The 20,676-nt window shown below is 67.1% G+C and carries 13 protein-coding genes and 4 pseudogenes; 10 read left to right on the top strand and 7 right to left on the bottom strand.

Annotation, left to right across the window (positions count from 1 at the left end; translation table 11 throughout):
• Positions 1-23 precede the first annotated feature (23 nt).
• Positions 24-1,973, top strand: a complete 1,950-nt coding sequence (locus OG718_RS01440; protein ID WP_328842869.1) for a DUF3732 domain-containing protein — start codon at positions 24-26, stop codon at positions 1,971-1,973.
• Between the two features lie 1,165 nt (positions 1,974-3,138).
• Here the strand turns inward: OG718_RS01440 and OG718_RS01435 are convergent.
• Positions 3,139-3,956, bottom strand: a pseudogene (locus OG718_RS01435) (APH(3'') family aminoglycoside O-phosphotransferase).
• Between the two features lie 181 nt (positions 3,957-4,137).
• Positions 4,138-4,557, bottom strand: a complete 420-nt coding sequence (locus OG718_RS01430) for a hypothetical protein (protein WP_328842868.1) — start codon at positions 4,555-4,557, stop codon at positions 4,138-4,140.
• 489 nt (positions 4,558-5,046) lie between these two features.
• Here OG718_RS01430 and OG718_RS01425 point away from each other — a divergent pair, with 489 nt between their 5' ends.
• Together OG718_RS01425 and OG718_RS01420 are read left to right on the top strand one after the other, a co-directional pair.
• The gene (locus OG718_RS01425) at positions 5,047-5,319 is read left to right on the top strand and encodes a hypothetical protein (protein WP_328842867.1); all 273 of its coding nucleotides are present in this window, start codon (positions 5,047-5,049) and stop codon (positions 5,317-5,319) included.
• A 473-nt stretch (positions 5,320-5,792) separates the two neighbouring features.
• Positions 5,793-6,773 (top strand): DUF4238 domain-containing protein, encoded by a 981-nt coding sequence (locus tag OG718_RS01420; RefSeq protein ID WP_328842866.1) that lies wholly within the window; start codon positions 5,793-5,795, stop codon positions 6,771-6,773.
• Between the two features lie 258 nt (positions 6,774-7,031).
• Here the strand turns inward: OG718_RS01420 and OG718_RS01415 are convergent, their stop codons facing one another.
• A complete protein-coding gene (locus OG718_RS01415; protein WP_328842865.1) occupies positions 7,032-7,994 on the bottom strand; it encodes an SEC-C metal-binding domain-containing protein in 963 nt (320 codons plus the stop codon).
• A 288-nt stretch (positions 7,995-8,282) separates the two neighbouring features.
• Between OG718_RS01415 and OG718_RS01410 the strand changes: the two genes are divergently transcribed.
• On the top strand, positions 8,283-9,623 hold the full coding sequence (locus tag OG718_RS01410) for a hypothetical protein (RefSeq protein WP_328842864.1): 1,341 nt from the start codon (positions 8,283-8,285) through the stop codon (positions 9,621-9,623).
• Between the two features lie 640 nt (positions 9,624-10,263).
• Here the strand turns inward: OG718_RS01410 and OG718_RS01405 are convergent.
• Both OG718_RS01405 and OG718_RS01400 read right to left on the bottom strand, forming a co-directional pair.
• Complete coding sequence (locus tag OG718_RS01405; RefSeq protein ID WP_328842863.1) at positions 10,264-11,112, bottom strand: alpha/beta fold hydrolase; 849 nt, start codon at positions 11,110-11,112, stop codon at positions 10,264-10,266.
• Positions 11,102-12,367: a PucR family transcriptional regulator gene (locus tag OG718_RS01400; RefSeq protein ID WP_328842862.1), complete on the bottom strand. Its 1,266-nt coding sequence runs from the start codon at positions 12,365-12,367 to the stop codon at positions 11,102-11,104. The genes OG718_RS01405 and OG718_RS01400 overlap by 11 nt, the downstream gene beginning before the upstream one ends.
• A gap of 198 nt (positions 12,368-12,565) precedes the next feature.
• Here OG718_RS01400 and OG718_RS01395 point away from each other — a divergent pair, with 198 nt between their 5' ends.
• From OG718_RS01395 to OG718_RS01375, 5 genes and pseudogenes are all read left to right on the top strand, one after another.
• Positions 12,566-13,390 carry an alpha/beta fold hydrolase gene (locus OG718_RS01395; protein WP_328842861.1) on the top strand — a complete coding sequence of 275 codons (825 nt, stop codon included), beginning with the start codon at positions 12,566-12,568 and terminating at the stop codon, positions 13,388-13,390.
• Between the two features lie 284 nt (positions 13,391-13,674).
• Positions 13,675-13,814 (top strand): annotated as a pseudogene (locus tag OG718_RS01390) (IS5/IS1182 family transposase); the annotation flags it as partial.
• Between the two features lie 131 nt (positions 13,815-13,945).
• Positions 13,946-14,266 carry a CU044_2847 family protein gene (locus tag OG718_RS01385; RefSeq protein ID WP_328842860.1) on the top strand — a complete coding sequence of 107 codons (321 nt, stop codon included), beginning with the start codon at positions 13,946-13,948 and terminating at the stop codon, positions 14,264-14,266.
• Positions 14,267-14,271: 5 nt separating this feature from the next.
• Positions 14,272-16,056, top strand: a pseudogene (locus tag OG718_RS01380) (serine protease); the annotation flags it as partial.
• Positions 16,057-16,182: 126 nt separating this feature from the next.
• Positions 16,183-17,808 (top strand): annotated as a pseudogene (locus tag OG718_RS01375) (ATP-binding response regulator); the annotation flags it as partial.
• A 550-nt stretch (positions 17,809-18,358) separates the two neighbouring features.
• Here the strand turns inward: OG718_RS01375 and OG718_RS01370 are convergent.
• Positions 18,359-18,700 carry a hypothetical protein gene (locus OG718_RS01370; protein ID WP_328842859.1) on the bottom strand — a complete coding sequence of 114 codons (342 nt, stop codon included), beginning with the start codon at positions 18,698-18,700 and terminating at the stop codon, positions 18,359-18,361.
• A 48-nt stretch (positions 18,701-18,748) separates the two neighbouring features.
• On the opposite strand from OG718_RS01370, the gene OG718_RS01365 reads away from it, so the two are divergent.
• The gene (locus OG718_RS01365) at positions 18,749-19,765 is read left to right on the top strand and encodes a nucleotide kinase domain-containing protein (protein WP_328842858.1); all 1,017 of its coding nucleotides are present in this window, start codon (positions 18,749-18,751) and stop codon (positions 19,763-19,765) included.
• Positions 19,766-19,815: 50 nt separating this feature from the next.
• On the opposite strand, the gene OG718_RS01360 is transcribed toward OG718_RS01365, so the two are convergent.
• Positions 19,816-20,658 (bottom strand): hypothetical protein, encoded by an 843-nt coding sequence (locus OG718_RS01360; protein ID WP_328842857.1) that lies wholly within the window; start codon positions 20,656-20,658, stop codon positions 19,816-19,818.
• Positions 20,659-20,676: the final 18 nt, after the last annotated feature.

Raw genomic sequence — 20,676 nt, 5'->3', positions numbered from 1 at the left:
GTACAAGGAGTCCCAGAACCGCCATGCAACTGCTCGCCCTGGCCCTCTACCACCGAGACGGCAGGAAAACCCCCAGGGTCCTGCGGTTCCGCCCCGGGGCGCTCAACATCCTCACCGGCGAGTCGGAGACCGGTAAGTCCGAGGTCCTCAGCATCGTCGACTACTGCCTCGGACGCCGGGCTCCCAACCTGCCTGACGACGTGATCGACCAGACCGTCGGCTGGTACGCCCTCCTGATCGCCTTCGCCGAAGGCGCTCGCATGGTTTTGGCCCGGCCCCGGCCGACGGGTGCCTCCACCCTGCACGCCTTCACCCGCACCGGCGACACCAGCCTGGACATTCCCCAGGCCCACGAACTCGTCCACAACTCCAACGTCGCGGCCCTGCGTAGCGAACTCAGCGCCCGCCTCGGCATCGAGGACTTCCACTTCCAGCCCCCCACCGGCGCAGGACGCAGGCCCTTCGACGTCTCCATCGCTCAAGCGGCCCTGCTCTGTTTCCAGAACCAGAACGAGATCGCCGACCAGACAGCACTGTTCCACCGCCAGACCGAGTCCGGCATGGCCCAGACGCTCAAGGACACCCTGCCGTACTTCCTCGGCGCCGCAGGCCCCGAACAGGCCTTGCGCCGCCACCGCCTTGGCGAAGCCCAGCGGGCGCAACGCGCGGCCCAACGCAAACTCGACGACGTCCTGCGCCACCAGCAGGCCATGGACGCCAACGGCATCGCCCTCGTCCGCCTGGCGGAGAGCGAGGGACTCCTCGCCGACGCACCCGCGGCCCCCGACACCGCCCAGGTCCTCGACCTCCTTCACCAGGCACTGGCTGCCGTACCCGAGACCGCAACACCGCTGGAGCTGCGCGGGCGGCGCCAGGGACTCAACGACGAACGCCGTGCCCTGCGCGAACAACTGCAGGAATACGACGACGCCCTGGCCGCAGTCGGCCGCTGGCAACAGCAGGGCCGTGCCTTCACGGGCGAACTCCACCTCCAGCTCGACCGCCTCAAGACACTCGACCTCCTCGGCCCCGAGCGTCAGCACGACACCAACGTATGCCCCATGTGCACGCAGACCCTGGAACAGCCAGACCCTTCGGCGCAGGACATCTCCGAGCTGACCGACCATCTCGCGCAGGAACTCGCCCAGGCACAGACACTTCAGCCCGTCCGCGAAGAACACCGACGCGCTCTGCGAGACGACCGCGACCGCGTCACCGAACGCCTCAGGCTGAACGGCGCTCAGCTCAGAGAACTACTGGAGCACGACGAACACCTGCGCAACCTGCAGGAGCAGCACCTGCGCGTTGCGCACATCCAGGGCAGGATCGCCGAAGCACTCACCCGGACCGGAACCGACAGCGACCTCACCCGGCTGCGCGACGACCTTGCACTGGCCCAGGAGCACGTCGCCACGCTGGAACAGCTCGTCGACGAGGACGACGTCACCGCCGAGACCGAACGCCGGCTCGCCGACATCGCCGTCGGCATGACCGCATGGGCGAAGCGGCTCAACCTCGGGGGAGCAGCCGACGCCACCGAAGTAGGGATCAGCCTCAAACTGCTCAACGTTGTCCTGAGGCGGCCTGCCGGGCGCCTTCCGCTGACACGGATCGGCAGCGCCAAGAACCACATTGGCTACCACCTCGTTGCCCATCTCGCCCTCCACACCTACTTGCGACGCAACAACCGGCCGGTCCCCGGCTTCCTCATGCTTGACCAGCCCACCCAGGCGTTCTTTCCCGAAAGGCCACGCGACGCCTCAACCGTCCAGGACGCCGACTGGACCACTGTCACCGCCTACTTCAAGCTCCTCAACGACGTGGTACAGCTCAACAACGGAGGCTTGCAGATCATCGTCTGCGACCACGCGAACCTGACAGAGGGCTGGTTCCAGGACGCTGTGATCGGCAACTGGCGCCCCGACAGCGAAGGCAACCGCAACGCCCTCATTCCTCTGGACTGGCTTGCCTGACGACACCACCGGGTACGGCTGCCGAACCGTACCCGGCGCCCCTCCTTCTGCGCTTCCCAGATGTGGCGACCGCAGTACCGGCGCCCGTCCTGCTTTCACCCCGGGGGCGGGCTGCTGCGAACCCTGTGACGAAGAGAACCGTCGTCCTTCTCGAGGACGTCGAAGCGGACGGGCGGCGGACTCGTGTCCTGAGACCAGCGGCAATGACTGGCGCGTCCGGACTGCTGATGAGCGACGAAGGCCGGTGCCGGCACGTGCAGTCGGAGTGCAGGGGCATGGGCGCCGCTCCTCGAAGCGGTATTCCCCCGCCTGTAGGAGAGGATCACGAGACCGGTCAGGCGGATCCGGCCTGGAACGACGTGCACGATCCTCGGTCAGCGGCGCTTACCAAGAGTCGGAAGCCCGCCGTGAAAGGTCGCCACGTAGCCGGGGCTCCTCGGCCTTCCTGCGCACCCGGGCGAGCGCTTTGTTCTCCAGCATTGCAGGCAGACGATTCGACTGTGGGCCACATCATTTGAGCGCTTCTGGGAGCCGGAAGACATGCGCTGGGCCACTGGAGCCCGGAGACCGCAGACAACCGCGCCAACCGTGCCGAGAGTCGCTCTGGGCCCCGCCCTCCGGAACCGGGACAAGGTCACATGCCGCCAGTATCCAGGCCACCTCATCGTGCTCTCTTTGCCGACGCGAATATGTAGGCGCTGACCGCGGTCGTGAACCGGACTGATGCTGGAGTGTGGGGCAAGCGCTTCCTGTTGGCGCACACACGGTTCATGCAGAGGGTGCCCCTCTCACGTCCGAGCCGAACGGCTTCGGCGCCCGGCGCGCCCTGGCCGATCTGAACAATGCGGCGCCTCGGGGTGCTGACGGCGCCCTGATGCTGGAAGCAGCCGAGGGGGAAGGCCCGGCGGCTCGAACGGAGCCCGGACTGAGGGCACGTGGCGGGCCGCCTTTCGATACGTGCGCAGACCGGGGAGCGGTCGCATGGCGAAACCACCGGAGGGCGACGAGCCCGCGCCCGCCCCGCCCGGGCGTGGGGCCCCGAGCAGACAGGACCGCTTGGTGTCGGACGGGGGCCGGCGCCGGGGCGCCTTCGCCATGCGCCGGGCGGGTCGGACTACACATCGCGGAACCTTCCCCGGCCCGCCCGGTAATCCAACGGAACCGACTAGCCACAGGCGAGTGGGTCGAGATGGAGGTAGAAGCGCAGGCGGTCGTGTCGAGGGCGATGCCGTACATCTCGGCGAACGCCCCGTCCGCGGCCCGCGCCCGCTCCTCGTTCGTCCATGTCTCCCGCGCGTTGGCGAGCAGCAGCGGCCAGGTCGGTGTAGCGGTCGGCCAGCCCGAGGTGGCCCAGGTCGATGAACCCCGACACCTTCAAGGTCTGCGGGTCGAGGACGATGTTGGGCAGGCAAAGGCACCCGCGGCAGACGACGGTGTCGGCGGTCTCCTGGTCCCCTCGCCGCGCGACCTGCGGGGCGAGGCGGGCCAGCAGCTCCGCAGGTCGCGTGTGCTGCTGCTCAAGGGGGGAAGGACCTCCGGGGTCACCGCCTCGCGGGTCACGACGTCGCGCGCCACGGCGACCATCGCGTCCAGTCTCGGCGGAACGGGCACTGCCACACGGGTACGTCGTGCAGCCGGCGGCCCGCGTCCGCGATGCGTTCCCAGAAGACTCGCAGGTCCGCGGCGGACACCTGGTCAGCGGGTACGCCGGAGACGGCACTGGCCACCAGGCAGGCACCCGCGTCACCGGAGTGCCAGTCGAGGACCCGGGGTCCCGCTATGCCCTGGTCGCCCAGCCACGCGACCCGGTCGCGCTCGGCCTTCAGGCTGGCCGCGTACGCACTTGACGTACCGGGCGACGTCCATAGTGCAAAAGACGGCAGCTCTCGACTCTCCGGCGGTGACGGGCAGCCAGTCGCCGTCGGCTCCATCTGCGCCGAGCAGCACCGGCGACACGGTCTGAGGTCCGGGACGGTCGCTCATGGCGGCCACTCCAGACGGCCAGCCCGGCACCCCCCGGCTCGGTCCGTAGGAACCCCCGCCGGTGCCACGTACCCGGTCCGCGGCAGGGCGTGATCCAAACGAAGAACCCCCGTACCCGGAAAGGCCGGAGGGGCGGGGACAGCGAATGCTGTCCCCGCCCCTCCGGCCTTTCCGGGTACGGCTACCGGCGGCCCTTGCCCTTCTTCGGGCGCTTGGGCTTCTTCCCCGGCCGATTCACCGGAGGCCTCGTCGCCGGAGCGTTATCGGCGTTCGCCCGGTGGCCGGTCTCCTTGACCGCGAAGAGGAAGACGATCACGACGAAGGCCACACCCGCGGCCACCCCGGCGGAGATCATGCAGCCCGTCGGGCCCAGCCCCACCCAGAAGGCCAGGGCACCTATGCCGGCAGCGCATACCAGCATCGCCGTCAGGACGAGCAGCGAAACCGCTCCGGCGCCGAGGTGCGAGTCGCGGTGCATCGCCGTCAGGAGCCGAAGGCCCTTCCGGCTCACCGTGAGGTCCATCTTCTCCATGTCCAGGATCGGCTCGGCGCGCAGGCCGGGCTCCTCGTTCGAGAGGTCAGTGTGCTTGCGGCGTGCCATCGGCGGCCCTTTCGGTTGATTTCCACCGCCCCGCGTGCGCGGAGGCGATCCGATATCCCAACGCGATGCTATCAGTCGTGCGCGCGATATCAGCGTGAGTGATGTACCGAAAGTGATTGTTAGTCAGTCGAAAGGTTCCCATATGTGCTCGTGCAATCATGCTGAAAGGGGCTTTATGCCATGAACCTGACATGCTTGCCGGATCGGTGGGTGTACTGAGAGGCGGTCGCGAGAGCCGCTCAATCCTCCCTGGGGCTGCACTCTTCCGGACCCTTGTGGTGATCGCTTGCAATGATCACTTGTGGTGATCACTGTGTGGCGCTTGCTGTGGTGGCCGACTGCAGCTACTCTCGGCTGCATACTTCAAAAAGAGAGGCATCCGGCTTGACTTAGCCGCCTGAAAAGCACACTCTGTATGTACAAAGTCTGCATCAGAGTGGCATGGTGATGCGGATCCTGGGGAAGAAGTACTGAGGGAAGGAAGCGACCATGTCCAGAACTGCTGGCACCACGATTGGCGGAGGGCGTCCAGCTACTTCGGGACGAGGGGCCAGCCCTCTGGAGCGGGTCACCGTCAACCTGACGGCCAGGGCCTCCAGGGCGCTTGAGACCACGGTGGGGCTTACCGGAGACAGCAAGACCGACAGCATCAATCGAGCTTTGACCGTGTACGCCTACATCGAGCAGGTGCTCCAGCAGGGCGGTTCCATCGCTGTCCAGGAAACACCGGACGCATCCCCGCAGAAGCTGGTCATCTTCTAGCCCAAAGCAGCAGCTTGACCTTGACGAGTCGCTGACGGCTTCAGTGCGCGATTTCCACTGCCCCCGGTATCCCAGCCTCGGCAGGCCTCCGCCCCCGAAGCCCACCCTCCTTGAGGAAGCAATCCCCTGTTCCGTTGGGGGAGGCTGCAGCCGGCAGAAGACCATGGCGCAATCGATGGGCGGGGCAGAGCGCCACGAAGCCTGTTCCGCCCATTGCATTGCCACCCGGCCTGGGCGCAGGGACGCGACCGCACAGACAAGCGCAACAATCCCCCTGCTCCCGGCTTGCCACCACCGCCTCTTGGGCTCATGCACCGGACAGACTGCGGCGTATCCGCGCCGAACTCGATTACAGGAGGGGGCAAGAGCCCGGCGCAGCGGTAAGACCAGACCGACTTCCCCTGTTGCACGGCGGTGTCGGGGTCCCCGAAAAGCCTGTGCATCACGGTGGCTTGACGGGGAGCATGGACTGCGTGAACGTCAGGAACACTGCCCCCGGACGCGGTGATCTGGAGAAGATCGCCGAGTTGGCGGCGCAGGCCGATGACCAAGTAGTCAAGCAGCACACCGTCTCGCGGGCGCTGCTGCGCGAATTCGCTGCTCCCGCCAACCGGGGCTGCGGCTGGCACGTTCAGCCGTACGACCTGAACCACCCCGAGCGCCGACTGAAGACCCGGACACCCCGCGGCGTGGGCCGCATTGAGAACTTCGTGTCCTACGCCTCGGCTTCGCTGGAAGCACTGTGGGGTGAGGTCGAACAGGACCTCCCGGACGTCTTCACGGCAGCCAAACGAGGCGAGGCACTGGAGGACCCGCACCCGCGCAGGGTGCTGCAGGACCTGATCGCACTGCACTATGTGCGCTCCCAGCACTACCGTGAAGTGTTCCACCGTGTCTTCGCCGAGACCTACCAGGAACAGCTCAGTTGGCTGCTGACGGAAGGCCGGCCGCTGCTGGAGAGGGCCTCTGTGGAGCGCACGGGACTGCACACCGCGGGCCCTCAGGGGCTGCAGCTGCGGGCCGACGAAGTGCTCGGCCTTACCGTCGGGGCGTACCGGAACGGGGCGCTGCTGCGTGTGCGGATCGAGGATTCCTTCGCCAAGACTCGGCAGTTCGTTGCACGGATGGGCCTGGAGATCCTCGAGGCGCAGGAGAGCGAGTTCCTGATCGGGGACAATCCGGCGCTGACCGTGCGCTACGAGGGCAATCAGCTTCGCTACAGCATGGCGCTGGGAGATGCCCACAGCGCGGTGCTCCCCATCGGCCCCCGGCACATGATTGCCCTGGCCGCCACCGATGCGTACGGCCGCATCCCCGCAGCCCTGGTGGACCGGATGAATGTTCTCCAGATCAAGGCGGCCCGCCAGTACGTGTACACACGGCCGCACAGCCCGCTGGCAGCGCTGATCAGCGAGGTAGCCCCGCAGTGGATCAAGGAGCACCCGCAGCCGTAACCCGCAGCCAGGCACAGCGCCGGAACGGGGACGGCTGTCGCGCGAAGACGGGCGGACCGGTCCGGCACCGAGCGCCGTGGATCGCCAGAGTGCGCGCACTCAGGTGCCTTTGGTCACCATTTTCTCGCGTGGTCGGTTCGCCACTCGGCAAGGGCGCTGTGCCATCGTCGCGTGGCCGGGCAGAGCACGGTGTTGCGGGCACAGCGAGGGCGAAGGCCGCGCGGCGTGAATCACGCGACCCCGCTCTGCCCGGGGCTGTCAGTTGGCGGGGATTCCGGAGGGATGGCAGCGGCGCGCCTTGCGGCCGGAACCACAGGGGCAGGACGCGTTCTTGGCGACGTTGCGGCCGGGCCCCTCCGGCGGGCGCGGCGTAGGACGGCGGACCATGCTCTCTCCGCGGGTGCGCCAGCGCTGCAGAGGCACGGGAAAGCTGCCGGCGCGCTCGAGCACCCAGGGGCCGATGACGCTGTACGCCTCGTCCCGCGAGCCCGCGGAGAACTCACGGATCTCTTGTTCGGTGCCCTTCAGCAGCAGCCCGGCGACTGCCGGGTATTGCTTGCCCTCAAAAGCACCGAGGCCCTGCACCTTGAAGATGTCCTTGGCGAAGGCGGCGCCCGCGGCCAGCGCCGCGCCGGTGACCACGTCCCCCTCGTCTTCGTCATCAAGCCGGTTGAAGAGCCGGACGAGAACGCCTTCCGCGTCGCTGACGGGCAGGTCCTTCTCGCGCGCCAGGACGTCGGCGTATCGTTCCCGGATCTCGTCAGGCGTGCGGTAGGAGAACTCGTCCGCCTGGCTGCAGTGTTCGAAGTGCAGCGTGTAGGTGCCGGGCTGCAGTCCTGACTCGTGGGCGGTCACCGCGCTGGTGGATTCGAAGCCCACGAACCGCACCACGGGGTATCGCACCGTTCCCTTGCGGGCCTCGTCCCCCAGGCGCGAGTTGGGGGAGAACAGGTACGGGCACACCTGCGCCGCGTACAGCGCGCACACTTCGTGGACCGGAGCCTCCCCGCTGATGACGCCGTTCGGCAACGGCCCTTCCTGGAACACCGTCTGCCAGCGCAGCTCGTCGGCGAAGGGCAGACCGCACACGGCACACCAGTCGAACGCGGCCAGTGCCAGCTTCCGCCGCTCGTTGATGGAACCGAAGTTCACTTCCTCGGGGCTGCGTTCCACCGTCGCGATCACCGGGTAGCCGCGGCGGTCGACCGCCAGATGCGCCATCCTGCGGGGCAAAGCGACCGTGCCCTGCGGTGCATGCCTCAAATCCAACCCCCTGCAACCGGCCCGATCCTCGATCGGGCGCCCCCACGAACAGGACATCATCATGCACGGTGCTCGGGGAAACGTCACACGAAAGCATGATCTGCGCACCGTGGGTGCAACAGCGCGCACAAGGCGCCTTCGCCCCGCCCGTCAGAATGGACAGGCCTGGGCTTGGCCGGGGACGTGTCTGTCATCCTGGGGGCACTCTCTGCGCTGTGTCAGACCTTGACGCTACTGTCCTCAGATATGACTGCATCCCGCCGTCCGGCGAGCGAACTGCCTGCTGACCCGGCCCGGTTGCGCCTGGTCTACACCCATGACCAGTCCGCCGAGCTCTATGACCTTGAGGACACCCTGGAGTGGTGGCACGTCTCGGTACGTGCCTTGCACGAGGAGGGCCAGGAGTGCCCCCAGGGGTGCAGCGCGGCATGCGAGGGGGGCACGCAGATCGGTTATTTGAGCCTGTGCCGGCTGCGTGACTACACCGGGGACAACCGGTGGGTCGCCGCCGACGCAGAATCGGCTGATCTGGAGTCCATTGCCTCCACTGTTCTCGATCCCCGGACGGGGCAGTACACGGACGCCTTCGATGAGGCCATCGAATGCCCGGTCGGCGACCTGCTGATCCTCGACCGGGTCTTCCTGGACAAGCCATGGCGCGGTTTCGGGCTCGGACCCGTCTTCGCGGCCGAGGCGATCCGCCGTCTGTCCGGCGGCTGCTGCGCGGTGGCCGCCGAACCCAACATGGCCGAGTGGCCCGGCGACCGGGAGGACGTGTCCGAGTCCTACCGGCAACAAGCCCGCCGCAAGATCGGTGCCCTGTGGGAGAGTATTGGGTTCACACCCTTCCAGCGTGGGGTGCACCTGCTGGACACTGCTTTGCGGGAACCCGCAGACCGGCTGGCCCAGCGGCGGCAGGAACTGCATCAGCTCTCGCAGGCCTACCGTCCGGCAGCCGCCTCACCCTCGGCCGTTTCGCAGCCGGAGGCTGCTCCACCGCGGAAAGCGCCCGCGACGGAGCAGCAACGGGGCTCCACGGAGGGATGGTTGGAGACCATCGGGAGCCTGCGGGCCGATGACACGCTGCCGTACCTGCGGGGCCGCTGTGCACGGGCCGGGTGGGACAGCCGTGACAAGGCAACAGCGCTCGCTCTCGCGGCCAACGTGACCAGCCAGACAGATCTGCGTGAGCTGGGCGCACAGATCCCCGACGTCCACCACGGACTGCAGAAGGCCTTTGCCGACGCGGTCGCCTTCTCGGCAGAGTCCTTCGGTGTCGGCCCTTTCCGCGAGGACCCCAGCCTGCTCGGGCCGTTGGCGACGGTGTGGGTCTACGGATCGAACCTGCACGGCAAGCACACCGGCCGCTCCCACGGGGTCGGTGACGCCTGCCAGCACGCACGGTCGCTGAGCCCGCGCCTGGAGCGGATCTCCCTCGCGCAGTTGCTGACTCTGGAAGACTTCTGGCAATGGAACGGCCCCATGTGCTCGTTCTGCATCGGCTGGTCGGGACAGCGCCTGACCGAGGAGCAGTACGTTCACTACCTCGGCGTCACGGCCGACAGCCCGCGAACGGCCGCTCCTTGAGGACCAGCTTCGGCATGACCGCAGAGGGACGGCGGCAGACGAAACGGCAGTGTCCTTGAGGAGTGCGGGGCTGGACAGCAGCCCCGGCCGCTCGCCCCGAAACGGCTGGCGGGAAGCGGTCAGGCAGACGCTCAGCGCGGTGTGCCGATGTCCTGCTGCGGGGGCCGCCGCTGTCTGCTCCCTGCGTCAGCACGTAGAGGAAGACCTGTCTCCTGGCCCGATGGGAGGGGCGGGAAGAGGAGACCGTGGCGTTGAACCCGTTGAACCCGTTGAGCCCTTGGTGAGCGTGCGCCACGGGCGGAGTGGCTCTGGGGCTCACCGGGATGCGGCGGGTTTGACGGTCGGGCTGTAGTACCTGTGCCACATCCCGCTGGTGATGGATGCCACGACAGCTCGACCAGTTCCGGTAGCCGGTACCGCTGGATGCGGCGCGTCTAGGCCTGGTCACGGCCGCCACGGTGAGCGGATTCGAGGAGGCTGCTGTAGGAGACGGTCATCGTGCACCGCCGGGCGGGTTCGGGCGGCGAAGCGTCCCCGGCTCCCCGCACCCACCCATGAATGCAGATGCAGACGCCAGCCTCGGCCATCCACTTCGTACCACACGGCGTGAGTGCTGAGGTGTACCCGCCGATGTATCGGTTCAGAGGCGCTTGAGGAAGTCTTCGAGGACGTTGGCGAAGTCCTGGGGGGACTCGAAGAAGGCGAAGTGGGCGCCGCCCTCGCCCCGGGTCAGGACGCGCAGTTCGGCGTTCGGGATGTGCGCGGCGGTCCAGGCCTGCGAGGCGGGCGCGACGTGGCTGGCCTCCCCGCCGATGACCAGGGTCGGCACGGCGATCCGGGGAAGTACGTCACGCCAGTCTTGCATGATGTGGTCCAGGAGCAGGCGTGCTCCCCAGGGCATGGGGAGGAGGAGGTTCTCTTGGTAGAGCCAGTCCAAGTCCTGCGGGGGGATGTCCTTGGTAAGCATGGAGGTCAGGAAGTCCAGCCGAGTTGCCTCGGAGTCCTGCGACAGCATCGCCCGGGCGAAGGCGGCGGCGCCGTTGTAGTCGAGGATGGCGCCGAACCGTGCCGCCTCGGAGGCTTCCAGCCACGGCAGGATGGTGCAGGCGGTGGGCTGGTCGACGATCACCAGGGAGCGGATCTGCTCGCTGCCGAAGAGCTCGAAATAGGACCAGAGCACGGACGCGCCCATGGAGTGACCCAGGAGATGGGCCCGGTCGACGTCGAGGTGGGCCAGGAGCTGGTGGAGGTCAGCGGCGAGCGTAGCAACGCGGGCGCCGTTGTCGGTGCGGCCGGAAGTGCCGTGGTTGCGCATGTCGTAGGTGATGACGCGCTGGTGGACGGGCAGCAGCGGCAGCAACCGGTCGTACATGGCCTGGGACTGCGACCATCCGTGCAGCAGCACTAAAGGTATGCCTTCGCCGCCGGTGTCCCGGTAGGTCAGTGTGCATCCGTCCCGTGTGCTGACGGTTGCCGTGTCAGTGTCCATCTACATGTCCTTTCGTGCTGCGGACGCGAATGAGTTCCTTTTGGCGGTGCGGTTCGTCCATGAGCGTCATCATCGTGATCCCGAGGTGCAGTGCCAGGCGGGTAGAACCGTCGCTCAGGTCGAGACCGGTCAACTCGATGATCTTACTCAGTCGGTAGTAGAGCGTTGTCCGGTGGATGTGCAGGTCATCGGCTGCGGCAGGACCCGAACCCGCATGCGCGAGGTAGGAAGTGACGGTCTGTAGGAGAGTCCCGTCCGGGTCGGCGGCACGCAGCAGTTGCAGCTCCTGGGGCAGGAGGGCGGGCACGAGTTGATCGGCGGGAATCATGAGAAGCGGGCCGAGCGCGCCTAGGTCGCTCCAGGCAGCAACCGGGCCGGGCGCGACGGCTTGGGCTCGGCAGGCCAGCCGGGCCTGGGCGGCGCTATCGGCTGCATGGATCAGTCCCGGCACGGTGGAGCCGATGCCGGCGACACAGCTGAAACGTCCTGCTGCCAGGTCGGCGCTGCGTTGGAGCATCGACGCTGCGTGGTCCTTGAGGGTGGGAATGTCCGGGATGCTCTGGGAACCGAGGAGCAGGAGTCCCATGTCGCCGCAGACGGCGCTGAGGACGGCGGCACGGCGCAGCCGGGGTTCGGTGGCGACGGCGTTGCGCAGGGCGACTTCGACGTGCTTGGCGCCGGCGTTGTCGGTGGCCTTGGTGCAGGTGAGTTCGATGGCGGTGACGTAGGTGAAGCGTTGGGCGCGGTCCCCGGCGCTGAGCTCGGCGGTCGCCCGGCGTCGTGCCACGGGGTCGGAGCTGATCAGGTCCAGAACGGTGAGTTCCTGGACAGCGGGATCAGTGGTCTGCCGGTCGCGCCGGGCCACCAGGAGGACCGCGACGGTGTCGGCGACTTCCTTGATCTCAGCCTTTTCACCGGCGTTCAGTGAGCCGTCGGCGTCGATGACGACGAGCAGCCCCACCGGCTCGCCGCGCCAGCACACCGGTTGGCAGTATCTGGCGCGCATGCCCAGTTCCGGGTTGGCGGGCACTACGCCGGCTGTGGTCCAGGTGGCGGTGCCGCTGGCGAGCATGTAGCCGACCGCCCTGCTGTCGGCCTGCCGTCGTAGTACGGCGGTCACCCGGACCGCGTCCTCGTCGCCGAAGTGGGCGCTGTAGTACAGCAGCCGTACGGCTGGATCGTTGACCGCGACGGAACGGCGCAGCCGACGCGCCAGCCGGTCCACCATCCCTTGAACGTCCTCGTCTGCCACCATCTTGGCACTCTACAGAAGTAGGAAGATCACCCGTCAGAACTCGTCTGCCGATGGATGCACCGAGGGTTCCCTTGCTGGAAGAGTGGCCAGTGCCAGCAAGGACCGTGCGATCGCCCGGTTCCCACGTTCATCTTCTGTCGAACCGGATGTGACGCGCTGGCAGCCATCAGAGCAACTCTGAACACCAGGAGAACCGGAATGCCTTACATCACCAGCGTTGACGGCACTCAGATCTACTACAAGGACTGGGGCACGGGCCGGCCGGTCGTCCTGAGCCACGGATGGCCGCTGAACTCCGACTCGTGGGAGGCACAGATGCTCTTCCTGGCCGAGAGCGGATTCCGCGTCATCGCCCACGACCGCAGGGGACACGGCCGCTCCACCCAGACCTGGGGCGGCAACGAGATGGACACGTACGCCGACGACCTGGCGGCACTGATCGACGCCCTGGACCTGAACGGCGTCAGCCTGGTCGGCTTCTCCACCGGCGGCGGCGAGGTGGCCCGCTACATCGGCCGACACGGCACGGCGAAGGTCGCCAAGGCAGTGCTGGTCTCCTCGGTGCCGCCGTTCATGCTCAAGACGCCCGACAACCCGGGCGGAGTAGACGTCGAGGTCTTCGACGGCCTGCGCGCCGGTTCGCTGGCCGACCGGTCCCAGCTCTACAAGGACCTGGCCGCAGGACCCTTCTTCGGCAACAACCGCGACGGGCAGGAAGCCTCCCAGGGCATGCAGGACGCCTTCTGGCGCCAGGGCATGCAGGCCGGACACCGCAACGCTTACGAGAGCATCGCCGCATTCTCGGCCACTGACTTCCGCTCCGACCTGGCCACGTTCGACGTGCCCACCCTGGTGATCCACGGCGACGACGACCAGGTAGTCCCCTTCGAGGTCGGCGGCAAGGCCTCCGCTGCCCTGATCCCTGGCGCCCAGCTCAAGGTCTATCCCGGCGCCCCCCACGGCATCACCGACACCCACAAGGACCAGCTCAACGTCGACCTGCTGGAGTTCCTCAAGAGCTGACAGCCAGCCGGTTGCGGCGATTCGCCACCGGGCTGGTCCCGCCGCCCACGCTTGGATGGGCGGAACCAGCCCGGCCACCGCTCGGCCCTCACATCCGAACCGCGGAGACGACGGAGGAACTCGACCGCTAGTGGGGGCGGCGCATCATGCTGCTCCTTGCGTCCGGACCGCCGTTCGGCCCCGGACAGGTCGGAGCGAGCCGGAGCACGAAAACACCCGGCGGTCACCGCCGCGACCAGCGCACGGGCTGCGAACTGACGCTCCCCCAACAGAGCGTCGACCGGGCGCTGTCGAGAGCGCGGGCACCGGTCGCAGGCGGAGTCGCTCGCCTGAAGCCCCCCGGATCTTCTGCAGAGCGCGGTGCAGCCCGAATCGAATGACGTCAATCGCAGCAGCCGTCCTCACCCTCGAGCGGCAGCGCTGAAAGACCTCACTGGCTCGATACCTTCGGGATCTCTCCTGGATTTACCTGAAATGCCGGTACTAGATGGCACAGGATGAGGGGCATTGTTGCTGGCCCCATGGCTGGGGGCTTGCCAGGCGCAAGGGGGGACTGTGGCGGAGCTCGTCATGATGACGGTGGACGGTAATGGCGAAGGCACTGCCGTCTTCGAGGTCGACAGCGCCTTGGCGGGCTCGGACCTGGAACTTGCGGCGGGCGATGGCGTCGTAGCCCGAGCCGAAACCTCTCTCCGTGAAGCCCTGGACCGTGTGAGGCCAGCTCTGTCGCAGGTCTCCGAAACGGTCCGAGAACTCAAGCCGGATGAGATGGAGATCCAGTTCGGGCTGAAGATTGGTGGCGAGAGCGGCGTGATCATCGCCAAGGGGACGGCAGAGGTGAATTTCGCCGTCCGGGTGGTCTGGAAGCGTGCCTGATCCGCATGCACGCTCGGCGGGAAGGGTTCATCGTAAAGATCCGGTCAGCGGCCTCGGGCGTTCCTATCGGCCTTGGCTTCGTGGTCGGAGACCGGCACATCGTCACCTGTGCACATGTCGTCAATGCGGCGCTCGGGCGCGACAAGCACCACCGTGAGCTTCCCCAAGACGACGCACGCATTCAGGTGGAGTTCGTATTGCTCGGCGACGTCGACGGCGCACCGCTGCGTGTCTGTCGGGTGGCGGCGTGGGATCCGCCCGCGGGACCGGGCGGCGCTGGACGTGACGTGGCCGGCCTGGTCGTTGTAGGTGCAGACACGCTGCCCGTTGGAGCCGGGCCGGCGCGGTTGGTCGATGCGCGTATCGGCCTGACCCCTGATGCGCAGGTGGCGGTGTTCGGCTATCCAAGTGCCCCCGACCGTAAGGACAAGGGAGCTTGGACCAGTTGCTCCATACGGGGAGCAGTCGGTGGTGGTTTGATCCAGCTCGATGCCCGCGCCGAGGCAGCCTTGCGAGCTCAGCCCGGTTACAGCGGCGCGCCGGTTGTGGCAACGGATCGCTGGGGCGATGCGGCGGTGGGGATGCTCGCAATCGCCAGCAAAGGAGGCGCGGCGCAAGATGCGTATGCGGTGCCCCTGTCGGAAGTAGCGGCCGTATGGCCCGAAGTCCTGGGCCGGCTGGTACTTCCTCCCTGTCCGTACCGAGGGCTGCAGGCGTTCACGGCCGCAGATGCGCAAGCGGGCGTGTTCGTGGGGCGCGAGCGCGAGGTCAAACGGCTCCGGGAGATGGTGAGGGCGCAGCCGCTCGTTGTCGTCACCGGCCCTTCCGGAGTCGGCAAGTCGTCGCTTGTTGCGGCTGGTCTGCAGCCTGCCCTCGCCGCCGACGGATGGACCGTGGCTTCCTTCCGTCCGGGTGTAGCCCCCTATGAGTCAGTCGCTCGGGCCCTGCTTGATCTTGAGCGTCCCGGAGCAAGCCACTCCCTTGAACAGCTGGACCATCGAGCGCAGGCGCTGCGCGAGGACGGATTTTGGCCCGTAGCTTCGCGGGTTGCGCTGCTGACCGGCAGACGGCTGGCCCTCATTGGCGATCAGTTCGAGGAGGTGCTCAGCGGGAGCCCGGACACGGAGAAGGCACTGGAGTTCCTGCAGCATCTGCTGCCGCCCTCAGACCTGGTGCAAGACGCAAACGTACGGCTGGTCTGCACACTGCGCGCCGACTTTCTTCCCGACTTGCTGGAACTACCCGATATCGGTTCCCGTCTACAGGACCGGCAGTTGAACGTATCCCCGCTGGACGAGGCAGCACTGACACGGGTGATCGTGGAACCCGCACAGCTAGCTGGCGTGGCCTTCAGCCCGGGACTGGCGGAGCAGATCGCGGGTGAGGCCAGCAGAGCGGCAGGCAGTCTGCCGCTCCTGGAATTCACCCTGACCGAACTGTGGCCCCTGCAGCGTGAACGCCAGATCAGTTTTGACAGTTATTACGGCCTGGGAGGCGTCGCTGGAGCTCTGAACCAGCATGCGGAGAAGGCCTACTACTGGCTACACGACCAACTCCGCCTGGATGAGCAACGCATCCGCCGCGCACTGCTTTCCATGATCCGTGCCCGCGGCGGGGCAGCCAGCGCCGTCCGCGTCACCGCCGACCGTGCCCATCTCGGCAGTGACTGGTACATCGCCCAGCTGCTCGCCGAACCGGACCGCCGCCTGGTCATCCTGGGATCAGACGGACCCCAGACGGCCGAGATCGCACACGAGGCCCTGATCCGGGAATGGGACAGACTCTCCGCCTGGGTCGAAGAGGACGCCGATTTCCAGCAGTGGCTGACCGTCATGGAAGAACGAGCCCGAGACGAAGACCTGCTCTCCGCCACCCGAGTGGCGGAGGCGCAGCGCTGGCTGGGGGAACGCCGAACCGACATCCCTCAAAAAGTTGCCAATCTCATCCAGCTCAGCAGCGAAGCAATCCTCGAACAACAGCAAACTCAGCAGCTGTTAAGCCAATCTCAGCAGATAGCAGCACAATTGCGGCATCAGACCGTGGAGTTGGAGGAACGGCAGAGCACCCTTCAGGCATCCAATGCTCAACTGGAGCAGAGGGCCTCGCTGTTGGCCCAGCGAAACCGCGACATCGAAGACAAGAACGCCGAGATCGAGGACGCCCGGCAGGTCCTGGAGGAGCGCGCCGAGCAACTCGCAGTCTCCATGCGCTACAAGACCGAGTTCCTGGCGAACATGTCGCACGAGCTGCGCACACCGCTCAACTCGCTGCTGATCCTGGCCAAGCTGCTTGCCGACAACGATGAAAAGAACCTCTCGCAGAGGCAGGTCGAGTTCGCCGAGACCATCCACGGCGCCGGCTCCGACCTGCTCCAGCTGATCAATGACATCCTCGACCTGTCGACGGTTGAGGCGGGCAAGATGGACGTCTCCGCCACCCCTGCCACGCTCGTACAGCTCGCCGACTATTTGAGGGCCGTCTTCAGTCCACTGGTAGCGGAAAAGGGCCTCAACTTCTCCGTACGGGTGTCCCCAGATCTGCCTCCCACGCTACTCACCGACGAACAGCGACTGCTGCAAGTGCTGCGCAACCTGTTGTCCAACGCGATCAAGTTCACCGATTCCGGAGAAGTCGAGCTGGCCATTCACCCGGCCGGCATGGAGATGCCGTCCGCCATCCGGCTGCAGCTCCTTGAGGCCGGGTCGCTGTCGGGCCCAGATGCTGATCTCATCGCATTCGCCGTGACCGACACCGGGATCGGTATCGCGGCCAGTGAGATGGAGGTCATCTTCGAGGCGTTCCGGCAAGTGGAAAGGATCACCAGCCGCAAGTACGGCGGTACGGGCCTCGGACTCAGCATTTCGCGAGAAATCGCGCGGCTGCTCGGCGGCGAGATCCATGTGCGGAGTGAACCAGGGCACGGCTCGACGTTCACGCTGTACTTGCCCCTGCATCCGAGCGAGCCATCGCAGGACGACGAGAGAGTGGCAATGGCACAGAACGAACTCGCTGCGCTCTTCAGACGCCGTCACGGAGCGGGCTTGCCTCAGCAGGAGGACGCCCTGCCTGACGCCCAGGCGCCGTCTGCGCGCTCGGGCCCGCGCCAGGCATTGGGGGAATCAGCACGAGGCATCCGCTTTGACGGTGAGAAAGTATTGATCGTCGATGACGACGTACGCGGCATCTTCGAGCTCACCAACATCTTGGAACGGCACGGTCTGGACGTGCATTACGCCGAGAGCAGTGACGAGGCCATCAACGCTCTGGAGCAGCACGATGACATCAAGGTGCTCGTGATCGACATCACGCTGCCGGAGGCGGACGGCCCCACCGCAATCGCGAAGATTCGCCGGGCGCCCAAGTGCAGTGGGATTCCCATCATCGCACTGGCGCCGGACGGTGCACTCGGCAGTCAGGAGCTGGCTGTCGAGGCAGGCGCCTCCAGTTGCGTGGCCAAGCCCGTCGACCTCGATGTCCTACTGCCCCAGCTGCGCCGGTGGATGGAAGAATCCGCCGACGCCCCTGAGGCTGCCCCAAGATAGAGGCGCATGACGTGGCCAAAGAGTCTTGTGGAGAGATAGCCATGGAGAGTTGGTGACGACTGCGCGGCCAGAACGCCGCTTCACAGTTGCGGGAACGCTCGCAATGAAGGATGGCAGACTGGCGAACGGAGACGGCTTTAACCGCTCCAGCTTCGGAGGGGAAGAAGCCGAAGCACACACCGAGCACCACGGTGGAGCACCCGAGCGCAACACTGAGTCAGCAGGACCCCTCCGTATCCGCATCCCCGGGATCATGCGCTGTTCCCTGGAGGGCATCTGACCGGCGCCCCGGCGGGTCTGGCGGTCACCTTGACGGTCTGGCTGGACGCGCTCCTCGACGCCCGGGGATCGACTCGGCCGCCCTCGGCGGGCACCCGTACGGAGATTGGACCGCACCTCACTGCGGCCTGCACGCACCTGCCCGCGTACGCGACGCACGGCTGCGCTTCCTGTCGTTGTGATCACGAAGTCGCCCAGACCGTCGGCGTACGGGAGAGGGGTGCGCAGCCTCTGCCCGTCGGCTGTTGTTTGTGGGAGCTACGGTCACTGGTCACGATCGTGGATGCTGCCCCGTGACCTCCGAGGAGGGCATTCGTTCCTGTGTGGAGGCGGCCCGCCGCGGGCCGGGACTGCGCACCTGCGGAAGGTCGTCGCGGTTCTCATCGCCGGCGAGGGCGTCCTGTGCCATCAGACGGTAGCGGTGCAGCAGCAGGGCCAACTGTTCCGGCTGTGTATCGACGCTGGCCACCAGCGCTGCCAACAGCTCGGCGCGTGAGGTGCGTTCACCGGCGGCTGTGGCGGCTCGGACCAGGACGTTCAGCCGACGGTCGACGTCCTCCGGCCACTGCACTGAGGTCGTGCGGCGCTGTTGCTGCAGATGCAGCAACTCCATGGCTCCCCCTCGGTGACAGCAGACCAATAACGAATATATATTGCGTGCATGGTAACGCTGCTGCAAGACCGTCAGACGTCCGCGGGCCTGGGGGCCGCGCTGGGAAGGGTGCGGGTGGCGGGCCGGGAGCTGCGGCCGACGCCGGTGTTCGACACCTACTGGCGGTTCGCGTCGGCCAGGCAGGCCGTGTACGAGGCGCGCCTGGCGGGGCGGCCCCAGCCGTGGAGCGAGGACCCGATCCTGTCCAGGCACCGGTTCACCAACTGCTACCGGGCTGCCGACCGGGTCAGTCAGGCTGTGGTCTCGGACGTGATCTACTGCGGCCCGCAGCAGTGGGAGGAGGTGTTCTTCCGCACCCTGCTGTTCAAGATCTTCAACAAGGAGTCGACCTGGCGGCTGCTCAACCGGGAGCTGGGGGAGGTGCGTTGGGAAGGCTACGACTTCCGGGCCTACGACCGCGTCCTGTCAGAGGCCTTCGCGCGGGAAGAGCGCCTGTACTCGGCTGCCTATATCGTGCCGCCGCCGCAGCTGGGGGAGGAGCGCAAGCACCGCAATCATCTGCGGTTGCTGGAGATGATGATGACGTCCGGCGCCCCGGAACGTGTTCTGGACGCTGCGACGATGCGTGAGGTCTACGAGGTACTGCTCGGCTATCCCGCGCTCGGTCCGTTCCTGGCGTACCAGTTCGCCATCGACCTCAACTACGCTCCGCAGCTGCCGTTTTCGGAGATGGACTTCGTAGTGCCCGGGCCGGGCGCCCGGGACGGCATCCGCAAGTGTTTCGGTCCGGCGGCCGACGGCATCGAAGCCGAGGTCATCCGTTACATGGCAGTCTCCCAGGGCGAGCACTTCGCCCGCCTGGGTCTGACCTTCGCCGGACTGAAGGGGAGGCCCCTGCAGCTGATCGACTGCCAGAACCTGTTCTGTGAGGTCGACAAGTATGCGCGCGTCGCCCACCCGGACATCGCCGGCATCAGCGGCCGCAGCCGCATCAAGCAGGCCTACCGCCTCGACGGTGCGCCGCTGCGGGCGTGGTTCCCGCCCAAGTGGGGCCTGAACGGCTGAGATGTGCCGCCGCCGCACCGGTGGCCGGCCTGTCGTCCCGGGCGGTGTGTTCAGCTGCCGAGGCCGAACAGCGGGGTGGTCAGGGCGTCCTGGAGGGTGCCGAGTTCGGATTTGGTGCAGTCCAGGCGGGCGCAGCCGGCCATGACGGTCACCGTGCCGGGGGTGAGTCCGGCGTGCCGGGCGACCCAGGCGCACAGACGGCCCAGGGCGAGGTAGTTGCCGTAGGCGCGGTCGAACATGTAGTGGCTGCGGTAGTAGGCGGCCAGATGCACGGTGTTGTTCGCACTGTCGAGCTGGAACGAGCAGTGGCTCAGGCAGGGGAAGTCCAGCGGCTGCGTGTCCAGTGCCGCGGCCCTGACCACGGCCTCGGTCCCGTCGGTGGGCTGCGCCGGTACGTCCTCCCAGGCGGTGTCGTCGGCCTCGACATGGGCGGTTCCGGCTTCGTAGACCGCGTTCCATTTCGCTGAGGTGCGCAGCTTGTCCAGGCGCTGGATGACGCGGGCGAGCTGGTCGACCGGTTCCGGTTTTCCTGGGGTGCCGGGGTAGGCGACGAGCCGGCCGAAGTAGGTGCCGTGGGCGTTGCGCCGGACCTCTTGCAGCCGGGGGTAGAGGGCGCGGTAGCGGGCGGCGAGTTGGTCGTGGGTGGTGCAGGTGGCGGCGAGCTGCGCGGGGAAGAGCGTGTTGACGACGGTGTCGATGGGGTAGAGCGGCTGCTTGGTGCGTGCGGCGCGCACCCGGTCGAGTTCGGTGCGCAGGTGGGTGTCCTCCTGCAGGGGGCGGGTGATGCGGACCACGGTGTGGAAGGCCTTCTTGCCAGGGATCTCGGACAGGCGGGTGCAGGCTTCCACCCAGGCGCGTGAGATGTCCGGGGCGTCGACGGTGAACGTGTGCATCGGCTCGCTCCTGGTTCG

The organism is Streptomyces sp. NBC_00258, from assembly GCF_036182465.1.
GTDB lineage: Bacteria > Actinomycetota > Actinomycetes > Streptomycetales > Streptomycetaceae > Streptomyces.
This window is presented reverse-complemented; position numbering and strand designations above follow the sequence as displayed.

Excerpts from the sequence above, each read along its gene's own strand:
- OG718_RS01440 (WP_328842869.1), top strand. The coding sequence starts at position 24 with ATGCAACTGCTCGCCCTGGCCCTCTACCACCGAGACGGCAGGAAAACC.
- OG718_RS01430 (WP_328842868.1), bottom strand. The coding sequence starts at position 4,557 with ATGGCACGCCGCAAGCACACTGACCTCTCGAACGAGGAGCCCGGCCTG.
- OG718_RS01425 (WP_328842867.1), top strand. The coding sequence starts at position 5,047 with ATGTCCAGAACTGCTGGCACCACGATTGGCGGAGGGCGTCCAGCTACT.
- OG718_RS01415 (WP_328842865.1), bottom strand. The coding sequence starts at position 7,994 with ATGGCGCATCTGGCGGTCGACCGCCGCGGCTACCCGGTGATCGCGACG.
- OG718_RS01410 (WP_328842864.1), top strand. The coding sequence starts at position 8,283 with ATGACTGCATCCCGCCGTCCGGCGAGCGAACTGCCTGCTGACCCGGCC.
- OG718_RS01405 (WP_328842863.1), bottom strand. The coding sequence starts at position 11,112 with ATGGACACTGACACGGCAACCGTCAGCACACGGGACGGATGCACACTG.
- OG718_RS01400 (WP_328842862.1), bottom strand. The coding sequence starts at position 12,367 with ATGGTGGCAGACGAGGACGTTCAAGGGATGGTGGACCGGCTGGCGCGT.
- OG718_RS01395 (WP_328842861.1), top strand. The coding sequence starts at position 12,566 with ATGCCTTACATCACCAGCGTTGACGGCACTCAGATCTACTACAAGGAC.
- OG718_RS01370 (WP_328842859.1), bottom strand. The coding sequence starts at position 18,700 with ATGGAGTTGCTGCATCTGCAGCAACAGCGCCGCACGACCTCAGTGCAG.
- OG718_RS01365 (WP_328842858.1), top strand. The coding sequence starts at position 18,749 with ATGGTAACGCTGCTGCAAGACCGTCAGACGTCCGCGGGCCTGGGGGCC.
- OG718_RS01360 (WP_328842857.1), bottom strand. The coding sequence starts at position 20,658 with ATGCACACGTTCACCGTCGACGCCCCGGACATCTCACGCGCCTGGGTG.